This is a genomic window from Luteibacter sp. (assembly GCF_051958795.1).
Lineage (GTDB): Bacteria > Pseudomonadota > Gammaproteobacteria > Xanthomonadales > Rhodanobacteraceae > Luteibacter.
The window spans coordinates 1-9980 of sequence record NZ_JBQCFT010000174.1 but is presented as its reverse complement, the minus strand read 5'-3'; the positions used below and the strand labels follow the sequence as shown (position 1 = coordinate 9980).

At 66.1% G+C, this 9980-nt stretch carries 11 protein-coding genes; 3 read left to right on the top strand and 8 right to left on the bottom strand.

The window, feature by feature from the left end; translation table 11 throughout:
- Both ACTHLF_RS09095 and ACTHLF_RS09090 read right to left on the bottom strand, forming a co-directional pair.
- Window positions 1-1883: DPP IV N-terminal domain-containing protein (locus ACTHLF_RS09095; protein ID WP_440326750.1), on the bottom strand; the 1883-nt coding region annotated here is incomplete at its 3' end.
- 113 nt (window positions 1884-1996) lie between these two features.
- Window positions 1997-2824, bottom strand: a complete 828-nt coding sequence (locus ACTHLF_RS09090; protein ID WP_440326748.1) for an SDR family NAD(P)-dependent oxidoreductase — start codon at window positions 2822-2824, stop codon at window positions 1997-1999.
- Between the two features lie 165 nt (window positions 2825-2989).
- On the opposite strand from ACTHLF_RS09090, the gene ACTHLF_RS09085 reads away from it, so the two are divergent.
- Window positions 2990-3451 (top strand): PA2169 family four-helix-bundle protein, encoded by a 462-nt coding sequence (locus ACTHLF_RS09085; protein WP_440326746.1) that lies wholly within the window; start codon window positions 2990-2992, stop codon window positions 3449-3451.
- 164 nt (window positions 3452-3615) lie between these two features.
- Here the strand turns inward: ACTHLF_RS09085 and ACTHLF_RS09080 are convergent, their stop codons facing one another.
- The 5 genes from ACTHLF_RS09080 to ACTHLF_RS09060 form a co-directional block, all read right to left on the bottom strand.
- Window positions 3616-4143 carry a hypothetical protein gene (locus ACTHLF_RS09080; protein ID WP_440326744.1) on the bottom strand — a complete coding sequence of 176 codons (528 nt, stop codon included), beginning with the start codon at window positions 4141-4143 and terminating at the stop codon, window positions 3616-3618.
- Window positions 4144-4203: 60 nt separating this feature from the next.
- Window positions 4204-4977, bottom strand: coding sequence for a YdcF family protein (locus ACTHLF_RS09075; protein WP_440326742.1), 774 nt, complete (start codon window positions 4975-4977; stop codon window positions 4204-4206).
- 36 nt (window positions 4978-5013) lie between these two features.
- Window positions 5014-5367: a response regulator transcription factor gene (locus tag ACTHLF_RS09070; RefSeq protein WP_440326740.1), complete on the bottom strand. Its 354-nt coding sequence runs from the start codon at window positions 5365-5367 to the stop codon at window positions 5014-5016.
- Between the two features lie 131 nt (window positions 5368-5498).
- Window positions 5499-6134, bottom strand: a complete 636-nt coding sequence (locus ACTHLF_RS09065; protein ID WP_440326738.1) for a response regulator transcription factor — start codon at window positions 6132-6134, stop codon at window positions 5499-5501.
- On the bottom strand, window positions 6131-8062 hold the full coding sequence (locus ACTHLF_RS09060; protein ID WP_440326736.1) for a PAS domain-containing sensor histidine kinase: 1932 nt from the start codon (window positions 8060-8062) through the stop codon (window positions 6131-6133). Before ACTHLF_RS09060 ends, ACTHLF_RS09065 begins: the two co-directional genes overlap by 4 nt.
- Window positions 8063-8330: 268 nt before the next feature.
- On the opposite strand from ACTHLF_RS09060, the gene ACTHLF_RS09055 reads away from it, so the two are divergent.
- Window positions 8331-8918 (top strand): helix-turn-helix domain-containing protein, encoded by a 588-nt coding sequence (locus ACTHLF_RS09055; RefSeq protein ID WP_440326734.1) that lies wholly within the window; start codon window positions 8331-8333, stop codon window positions 8916-8918.
- A gap of 7 nt (window positions 8919-8925) precedes the next feature.
- On the opposite strand, the gene wrbA is transcribed toward ACTHLF_RS09055, so the two are convergent.
- Window positions 8926-9525: an NAD(P)H:quinone oxidoreductase gene (wrbA, locus tag ACTHLF_RS09050; protein WP_440326732.1), complete on the bottom strand. Its 600-nt coding sequence runs from the start codon at window positions 9523-9525 to the stop codon at window positions 8926-8928.
- 63 nt (window positions 9526-9588) lie between these two features.
- On the opposite strand from wrbA, the gene ACTHLF_RS09045 reads away from it, so the two are divergent.
- Window positions 9589-9903, top strand: coding sequence for a hypothetical protein (locus tag ACTHLF_RS09045; RefSeq protein WP_440326730.1), 315 nt, complete (start codon window positions 9589-9591; stop codon window positions 9901-9903).
- Window positions 9904-9980: the final 77 nt, after the last annotated feature.

Genomic DNA, 9980 nt, shown 5'->3' with positions numbered 1-9980 from the left:
CCGGAATGGCCCCAGATACCGACGCGCTCACCATCGATCCACGGGTTCTGCTTCACCAGCTGCTTCACCGCCGCCACCTGGTCGGGCAGCGTGTTGTCGCCGATGTTCTGGAAGTACGCATCGTGGAACGCCTTCGAGCGCAGCGGCGTACCCATGCCATCCACCGCGACGACGACGAAGCCGAGTTCGGCCAGCGCCTGGTTATCGCCATGCGAGGGCGCGAAGCTGCGCGTACGCACCGAACCCACCTGCGGGCCCGGGTAGATGTAGACGACCAGCGGGTACTTCTTCGACGGATCGAACTTCGACGGTTTGAACATCTGGCCGTAGAGGTCGGTCTTGCCGTCGCGGGCCTTGACCGTGAACGAGGTGGGCGCGACCCAGCCAGCCGCCTTGAGGCGCGAGATGTCGGCCTTCGCCACTTCCTTCACCACGGCGCCCGTATCGCTGCGACGAACCACGGCGACCGGCGGCGTATCGATGGTGCTGTACGAATCGAAGAAGTACGTGCCGTCCTTCGACATCGATACCGTGTGGTCGGACTTCTCCGGCGTCAGCAGGGTGAGGTTCGAGCCATCGAAGTTCACCTTGTAGAACGACTGGTAGTACGGATCCACGCCCTTCTCGCGGCCGACGCCGCGGAACCAGATCGCCTTGGCCTTCGGATCGACGTGCAGCACCTGGGTGACGTTCCAGTCGCCCTTGGTGATCGCGTGCTCGAGCTTGCCGGACTTCAGGCTGTACATGTACAGATGGCCCCAGTTGCTCCGCTCGGAGAACCAGATCACCTCGTCGGTTTCAGGCACGTACTGCCAGTTGGCCTTCTCGAAACCGCCTTCAAAATACGTCTTGGCCTTTTCGTCGAACACGGTGCGCACGTCACCGGTTTCCGGATTGGCGATGCGCACCCACTCATGGGTGTGGTCGCGCGCAGTGGAGACGAACGCAATGCTCTTGCCATCGGCGGACCAGCGCACGTCATCCCACACGCCCGGGCTGCATGAGACATCGTCGCAGACCGTGGAACGGTGCTGGTCGGGCTCCATCTTGAAGCGGACCATCTGCTTGCTCGGCACGTCGATCACGACGCGCTCGATCATGGTCACGTCCTTGTCGCCCGGCAGCGGGTACTTCCACGTATCCACCTTCGGGTGGCCCACGTTGACGCTGACGAGGGTCATTTCACCCGTCTTGCGCTGGTCCTGCTGGAACGTCGCGATCTTCTTCGAGTCCGGCGACCACACCAGGATCGCCTCGTCGGTGTGCTTCCAGCCAGCGTTGTCGGTGGCGTAGCCATAATCCTTGACGCCGTTGGTGGTCAGCTGCGTCTCGGCACCCGTGGCGACATCGCGCATCCACAGGTTCCAGTCGCGCACGAACGCTTCCGACTTGCCATCCGGCGACTTCAGGCCCGGCTCTTCACCGTACGCCTTGCCGTTCGGGTCCTTCTTCACTGCAGCCAGGTCGCACTTACCCATGGCCTTGTCGCAGGTGTAGTGCTTGCCGCCGGAGGTGATGTCGAGGCCATCATCCGGGCGCACGACGAAATCGGTCACCGGGAGCTTGGCCGGGTCGACCTTCTTGCCCGTGGCAGCCGAGAGCGCCTTCGCCACCTGGTCGCGATCGAACGCGCGGGTGACCTTGCCGGTGCTCGCATCCATGGTGAGGAACTGGTCGCCATCCTTGTCATGGTCGCGATACCAGAAGTGCGTATCGTCGATCCACTTCACGCGCTGGACGGAGTGATCGACCAGCGGCATCGTGTTGTTCGCCAGCATCGCATCGGCGCGGCGGTAGTCGTCGGTACCGACCGACTGGGCGGAAGCAGCCCCGGCGAGGCCGAGGAGGATGGCACCGGCAAGCGCCGGGTAGTGCTTGTACATGGGTAACCCCTTGGCGGAACGTGTCGGCGCGGAGGGCGCCGCGAACCGGACGAGGCTAGCCCCCGGCACCGCCCCGGGCGTATGCCAGAGGTCATGGATCATGCCGTCACGGATCAGCCATGGCTCCCCGGGGCGCCCTCGCCGTGGACCCGGAAGCGCCGGCCCTGGCGCTCGGTCAGGGCCAGGCCCAGCCGGTCCGGCAGCAGCTTGAAGAGCGCCTTGATGATCCGGTTGACCCGGCCGTTGACGTAGACCGGGGTCCCGGCGTCCACGGCATCCAGGCCCTGCCGGGCCACCGTGGCCGCATCCATCCACATGAACGCAGGCATTTTCGAGACCAGCGGGCGTGCCCCGTTCACGTCGTGGAACTCCGAATAGGTAAAGCCGGGGCATAAGGCGGTGACATGGACGCCGGTGCCTTTCGCCTCCAGCGCCAGCGACTGGGAAAACCGGATCAGGTAGGCCTTGGAGGCGCCATACAGGGTGTGGCCGGCCGAGCCCGGGACATGCCCGGCCAGCGAGGCCACGTTGATGATCCGGCCATAACCACGGGCCTTCATCCCGGGGAGCAGGCGCCAGGCCAGTTCGGTGGGCGCGGTCATCATGACCTGGATAAATGCCGCGTGGGCCGCCCACGGCTGTTCGTCGAGGTAACCCGTGAGCCCGTACCCGGCGTTGTTCACCAGCAGGTCGATGTGAAGGCCCTGCTCCGTCAAGGCACCGACCAGCGCCTCCGCCGCATCCTGGCGGGCGAGATCCAGCGGCGCCACGATCGCCTCGATCGCATGGCGCTCGCGCAGCTCGGTCGCGAGGGCGTCGAGACGATCGGCACGGCGCGCGGTGAGCACCAGGTCGAAACCGCGGCGCGCAAGCTCCCGCGCAAAGGCTTCACCGATACCGGCGGAGGCGCCGGTGACCAGCGCGCGACGATTGGATGCCATGGTTCGATCTCCTTAGTGAAACGTGACGATGCAGTATGCCTGCCGCGAGGATGAACGAACGCATCGTGTCATGGGCCACGCCACGTGGCGTTCACGGAATGCAGCCGCCCGCAGACGCGATGCTGGCCTCCCGTAACCACTTCCCGCCAACAAGGAGCTACGCCGATGACTGCAACGACCGAACACGATATCAAGGTCCTCAACTCCCTCATCGAGACGACGATCGATAGCGCAGAAGGCTACGGCGAGGCCGCGAAGGATGCGCACAACACGCGCTATGCCGCCTCGTTCCAGCAGCGCGCCTCGGAGCGCCGCCAGGTCGCGCAGCGCCTGCAGCAGCAGGTGCGCTCGCTCGGCGGCAACCCGGAAGATGACGGCACCGTGCTCGCCAAGGCACACCGCATGTTCGTGGAACTCCGCGCGAAGATGAGCTCGAAGGACGACACGGCCATCGTCGATGAAGTGGAACGCGGCGAGGACCACATCAAGGCGAAGTACGAAGATGCCCTGAAGGACACCGACGTCACCGCCGGCACGCGCTCGCTGATCAACGAGTCGTACGTCTCGGTGAAGAGCGGCCACGACCAGATGCGCGACCTGAAGCACGCACTGCACGGCACGAACTGATCGTGCGTTGAGGCGATAAGCAAAGGCCCCGGTCTCGCGACCGGGGCCATTTCAATGGAACCGTTGTAGGAGCCTACCCTGTGGGCGACGCCTCTCGCGGAAGAGCAACAGTTCCTGCAGCTTTATCGCGAAAGATGTCGCCCACAGGGTGGGCTCCTACGATGTCACTTGGCGGCGCCGTCGTCTTCGCTCATCAGCTGGTTGATCTCAGCCTTGTGCGATTCGTAGAAGGCGACGTTCTTCTGGTTCACCTTCGACTGGTCGACGTACTGGGCCATCTGCGGATTGTTCTTCGCTTCCGAAGCAATCGCCGCGTTGGTCAGCGCCAGGTTCGCGAGCATGAAGTCGCGCGGGCTGAAGCCGTTCTTCTGGATCAGCGGCCCGATGCGCGCATCGGAGTCGGTAACCGTCTTCGCGAGATCATCCAGCGAGTGGATCTTCGAGAAGTCGGTCTGCGCATCCTTGGGCTTGATGCCCTGCTTCTTCGCTTCCTTCGAGACGGCGACCAGGCGGTGGAACACGTCGTCGTTGAGGTTGTAGTTCTGGATCGCGGCGCGATCGGACGCCGGGATCTGCGACGCCGGGTTGGCGGCGGGGGCCGGCTGCTGCGCCGGAGCGGCCTGCTGGGCGAACGCGCCAGGGGCGATCGAAGCGGTGGCCAGCAGCGCGGCGAGGATGTAACGAGACTTCACGGGCATCTCCTTTCGTTGCGGTCCGTGGCTGGACGGTGCGCCAGCATAAAGGGCCAAATGTTAGCTATGTGTCTGCGTGGTCACGTTTTCTTCAGGAACCTTGGGCACGTTCCAGCCCAGGGCGTTGTACACGTGGTAGCGCCACACGCCCACGTATTCATGCAGGGCGAAGTCGGCGAAGAACAGGTTCTCGGTGCCCGGCAGCCAGTCATAGCGTGCACGCACATAGTCGCCACGCACCGGTTCGCCGCGGATGCCGAAGTGGGCGAAGTACAACATCGCGCGCTTCAGGTGCACCGCCGACGACACCAGCACGATCTTGTCCGCGCGGTAGCCATCGAGCAGCGGCTTGCTGTTCTGCGCGTTCTGGAACGTGTTCATGCTGCGCGACTCGAGGATCATGTCGGCTCGCGGGACGCCCAGCCGGTCTAGCGTGAGCGCATAGGTGTCCGCTTCGGCGTGGCCATTATGCGCTGCGTCCCCGCCGCTCACTTCCAGCTTGCAGTCCGCGCCCGTGTCCTTGCAGGCACGGTAGAGCTCGACCGATCGCAGGATCCGCCCGTTAGCGTAAAGGCTCGGTTCCACGCCGCCGTTGCTGCTGCGTACCGTGCCGGCGCCCAGCAGGATGATGACGTTGCGCTGGCCCCAGCCGTTGAAATCCGTGCGGAAACCGGATTGCAGGTTATCCAGCAGGAGACCCGCCACGGGCCCGCAGCCCACCGCGAACAGCCATGCAAAGGCCAGCACGATGAACGAACCGGCGGCGCGGCGACGACGGCGCCAGCCGCAGAGCAGCGCCACGAGAAGCAGGATAAGGAACAGGGTCAGGATCATGGGGCCGGAGCGTATCAGACCCCGATGGAAACGACGCTACCGCACGGCGAGCGCCCGCTCCAGGCACGAGACCAGCGCATCCCCGGCGAACGGTTTGCCGAGATAGCAGAACGCGCCTGCGGCCATCACGCTATCGCGCACGGCATCATCGAGGAAGCCTGAAACGAAAACGATGGGATAGGTGCGCCCGCGCGCCAGAAGCCGGCGCTGCAGGTCGGTGCCGTCGATGCCGGGCATATGCACGTCGGTCACGAGGCAATCCACGCCTTCATCGCTGCCGGGGCGGAGATAGTCTTCGGCGGAGGCGAACCCCCGTGCTTCGTGTCCCAGCGACCTGACCAGGCTTACGGTGGCCTGGCGCACCGCATCGTCATCGTCAACGATCGCCACAATCCTGTTCGCGGCCAAACCTGTGATCCTCATCACGCGCCTGAGCGGTGCGGGGCCTACAGTGCTCCCCCGGCCCGTGGATGGGAATCATACGGAGGTGTGCGGTGCCGGGATCTGTTCAGGCCCAGGCCTCAGGCCTGGCCGGCCAGCGCCTCGGCCTGGCGCACCAGGTCGGCCAACGAGCGCACGCCCATCTTGCGCATGACGTTGCCGCGGTGGATCTTCACGGTGATCTCGGAGAGGCCCAGCAGCGCGCCCACCTGCTTGTTCATCAGGCCGGCGGTCACGTGCTGCATCACCTCGCGCTCGCGCGGCGTGAGCGAGGCGTAGGCGGTTCGGACCGTGGACAAGGCATCGGCATCGCGACGGCTCGCCGCATCCCGCTCGATCGCCGCCGACACCGCATCGAGCATGTCCTGGTCGCGGAACGGCTTGGCCAGGAAATCCAGCGCGCCGGCCTTCATGGCGCGTACCGACATAGGAATGTCGCCATGGCCGGTCATGAAGACGATGGGCAGGCTGTTATCCATGCCGGAAAGCTGGGCCTGGAAATCCAGCCCGCTCACGCCAGGCAGGCGGACGTCGAGCACGAGGCAGCCCGGGGCGCCTGCGTTGTCGCGGGCAAGGAAATCGGCGGTGCTGCCAAAGGTGGCGACGCTGAGGCCCACCGAGCGGAACAAGGACCCGAGCGCCTCGCGCACCGCCTGGTCGTCGTCGACGACGCAGACGATCGGTGCCTGGGCAACGACGGGTAGCGGACGATTCATGCGCGGGCCTCCTCGGCCACCATCACTGGCAGCGTGAAATGGAAGGTCGCTCCCCCCTCAGGGCGATTGGTCGCCCAGAGGCGCCCGCCGTGAGATTCCACGGTCGAGCGGCAGATGGCAAGCCCCATGCCCATGCCGCCGCCACGGCTGGTCACGAACGCATCGAACAGGTTGGCCGCGATGTCCTCGGGAATACCGGTCCCGGTGTCTTCGACTTCGATCATCAGGGCATCGCCATCGACCTCGCGGGCGCGCAAGGTCAGCTCGCGACGGCCAGGGACACTGCCCATCGCACGGATCGCGTTGCCCATCAGGTTGATCACCACCTGCTGCAGCTGGACGCGATCGCCACGGGGCAGCGGTGCGTCCTCGTCGATATCGATGGTCAGGCCGACGCGGTGGCGGGCCATCTCACCGTCAAGTAGCAGGGCACACTCGTCGGCGAGCGCGTGCAGGTCGAAGCGCACGTGCTGGCGTGGCTCCTTGCTGGCCAGGCTGCGCACGCGGTTGACCACTTCACTCGCGCGGCGCGCATCGCGCACCAGGCGCTCGATGCCATCGCAGGCCTCGCCGAGATCGGGCTGGTCACGGCGCAGCCAGCGCAGGGCGGCTTCGCCGTGGGTGACGATCGCGGCCAGCGGCTGGTTCACTTCATGCGCGATGGTGGCGCTCATCTCGCCCAGCGCCGTCACGCGGGCGGCCTGGGCCAGCTCGGACTGCATCGCCATCAGGGCGTGTTCGGCACGCTTGCGGTCGGTGATATCCACGACGCTCACCAGCACGCGGTCGTAACGCGCGGCGCCCAGCGGCATGCTGATCGCGAACAGCACGTTGAGCCGCTCGCCCTTCAGGTTCACCAGGTGGGTCTCGCCCTCGGCCGTACCGGTCCCTTCGAATACGGTGAGCAGCACCTGGGCAAACGTGCGGTCGCTGCCAGGCAGGAACCGATCGAGCGGGCCGATGAGGTCTTCGCGGCGCTGCGCGCCGAGCAGGCGCACGGTGGCGGCATTGACGTCGGTCACCATGGTCAGCGAGCACGCATCGCGCACGAAGGCGGGGTGCTTGTGCAGGTAGGCGGCAAGATCCACCACACCCTGCTGGCGCAACACGGCGATGCGCTCCATGACGAGGGTGTAATCCTCTTCCCAGAACGAGAACCGCGCGCTTTCGAAGATGGCGCGGTAACGGCGCTCACTCTCGGCCAGCGCGGCATCCGCCGCACGACGCGCGGTGATGTCCGTACCCGCTTCCAGGATCATCTGCGCGCGGCCCGCGCCATCGCGCAACAGCGCGCAGCGGGCCTCGACCAGCACGATGCGGCCATCGCGGTGCTGCTGGATCAGCTCGCCCTCCCAGCGGCCTTCGGAAAACAACTCGGCATCCATCTCGGCGCGGTTGCCCGCGAACGCGGTCGCCAGCAGTTCGCTGGCGCGGCGGCCGATGGCTTCGCGCGCGGTCCAGCCGTAAAGCGCTTCCGCACCGCCGTTCCATTCGACGATCACGTCGTCCGTATCGCGGACGTAGATCGAATCGTGGGTGAGGTTGATCAGGCTCGCCTGGCGGATGATGGTGACCATGCGCGCGCGGGCGCGGAGCGAAAGCACGCCCGTGACCACGATGGCCGCCAGGCTGACCACGCAACGCAACAGCGCGGCGTCGGGCTCGGGCCAGCCATGGCCGCGCACGTACGAGGCGATGGTGAGCAGGCTGCAACCGGCCACGGCGGCATGGATGGCGGCACGGCTACCCGATGCGGCGACCAGCAGCACCACGACCAGGTAGACGACCGCAACCGCACCCTGCAGCGGCGTGAAGGTGTCCACGATGAATACGGCCACGGCAAGCAATGTCCCGGCGGCCGACAGCCAGCCGGATGCGCCATGGCGCGGACCAATAAGGGTCCCGGCGGGCGCATGGCGAGAGGGCATCGTTGCTGGCATCAGTGGCTCACGTGGCGGCAGTCTTATACAGATTCGGCCAGAATCGTGGCGAAACACGTCATAGCAGTCTTGCACGCCGGTGATGGTTTTTGACCGTTACGGCACGACCGTTACAAGAAAGGTGTCATTGCTCCAAATCATCCTTAGGTATGGGCCCCCAGAGCCCAACGTAGAATTCAGTCGACCCCCTCTTCGCGCATAGGCTGCAAGCATGGGCGACGTGCCCATGTCCCCGCCCCCTCCGTGGAGCCAGACCATGCGCTACGAATCGAACGCCTATGCCACGCCCGGCCCGACCGCCGATGCGGTGCATGCCCTGAACACGTTTGCCGTGACCGCCGCCCAGGATGAGCCGACCGTGGCCCGCCTGCTGGAGCAGGCCCTCACCGCGGTGGAAACCGACCTCGCCACCACCCGCGCCTGCGTGGCCCGGGTCGCCGCGCTGCTCGAACAGGCCGATGCGCCGCAGGCGCCGGCCGCGGTGGCGCCGCGCCGTCGCGTCGGTGCCGGCCTGGCCCCCTGGCAGGCACGGCGGGTGGCAGCGCATGTCGATGAGAACCTCGGCTTTGCGATCACCATCGACCACCTGTCGACGCTCGCCGGCCTTTCCAGCAGCTATTTCTGCCGCGCGTTCAAGGACACCTTCGGCGAGCCGCCGCACGCCTTCATCATGCGCAAGCGGGTGGAGCGGGCGCAGCAGCTGATGCTGCAGACGCGTGAGCCGCTGAGCCAGATCGCCCTGGCATGCGGCCTCTCCGACCAGGCGCACCTGTGCAACCTGTTCCGCCGGCTCGTTGGCCAGAGCCCCAGCCACTGGCGCCGTTCGCAGTGGCAGGAGGCCTGAGGGATCGTCAGCCGAACAGCTTCGCGGCCGTTTCCGCGATGAGCTTGCCCTGGAACCGCGCGCCCGCCAGCTCGTTCTCGCTGGGCCGGCGCGAGCCATCGCTACCCGCGATGGTGGTGGCGCCGTAAGGGCTGCCGCCGGTGATCTCGGCAAGGGTCATCTGGCCCTGGAAGCTGTAGGGGAGGCCTACGGGGATCAGCCCGAGGTGCAGCAGGTTGGTGATGATGGAGAACAGCGTCGTTTCCTGGCCACCATGTTGTGTTCCCGTGGAGGCGAAGGCGCCGCCGACCTTACCGTTGAGGGCGCCGCGGGCCCATAGCGGTCCGGTCTGGTCAAGGAAGTTCGCCATCTGCGATGTCATGCGGCCATAACGCGTGCCGGTGCCCACGATGATCGCGTCGTAGTGCTCCAGTTCCTCGACACGGGCCACCGGTGCTTCCTGATCCAGTTTGAAATGCGCGGCCCGTGCCGTGTCTTCCGGCACAAGCTCCGGCACGCGCTTGATGTCTACGCTGGCACCTGCTTCACGTGCGCCAGCCGCCACCGCCTCGGCCATCGTTTCGATGTGCCCGTAGGCCGAGTAGTACAGAACCAGAACCTTTGCCATGGGACGTTCCTCGCTGAAAGGACCAGGACAGGGAAGGTAGGCAGTTTGCCGTGGAAGTCATGTGTGGACGCCACCCCGGGCGGCCACCACGTCGAGGTCATCCGTATGTCGTACGCCACCGTCATCGATATCCGTTCCGCCGCCACCACCCCGCCCAGCAAGGCCCATGCGTGGCAGGTGCTGCACGAGGCCGCGCGCATCGAACCGGACGAATCCGCGCGCATTGCCTGGTATCGCGAACAGCCGATCCATGCCGTCGGTGGCCACACCGCGGAATCGCTGGTGACGATGGGACGTTACGAGGAAGTACTCGCTTTCCTGCGCCGCGTGCGGGTGGACCTTGGCCTTGAAGCGGCGCATGGGTTTGGCGCGTTCTGAACTGAGGCAAGAACCATCGCGCGCAAGCGCGCTCCCCCAAAACCCGGCCCTGGGGGAGCGCGCGTGCGCGCGATGGG

What these genes read in the sequence shown, in the direction of transcription:
- ACTHLF_RS09090 (WP_440326748.1), bottom strand. Translation starts at nt 2,824, where the DNA reads ATGGCATCCAATCGTCGCGCGCTGGTCACCGGCGCCTCCGCCGGTATC.
- ACTHLF_RS09055 (WP_440326734.1), top strand. Translation starts at nt 8,331, where the DNA reads ATGCGCTACGAATCGAACGCCTATGCCACGCCCGGCCCGACCGCCGAT.
- ACTHLF_RS09085 (WP_440326746.1), top strand. Translation starts at nt 2,990, where the DNA reads ATGACTGCAACGACCGAACACGATATCAAGGTCCTCAACTCCCTCATC.
- wrbA (WP_440326732.1), bottom strand. Translation starts at nt 9,525, where the DNA reads ATGGCAAAGGTTCTGGTTCTGTACTACTCGGCCTACGGGCACATCGAA.
- ACTHLF_RS09060 (WP_440326736.1), bottom strand. Translation starts at nt 8,062, where the DNA reads ATGCCCTCTCGCCATGCGCCCGCCGGGACCCTTATTGGTCCGCGCCAT.
- ACTHLF_RS09065 (WP_440326738.1), bottom strand. Translation starts at nt 6,134, where the DNA reads ATGAATCGTCCGCTACCCGTCGTTGCCCAGGCACCGATCGTCTGCGTC.
- ACTHLF_RS09075 (WP_440326742.1), bottom strand. Translation starts at nt 4,977, where the DNA reads ATGATCCTGACCCTGTTCCTTATCCTGCTTCTCGTGGCGCTGCTCTGC.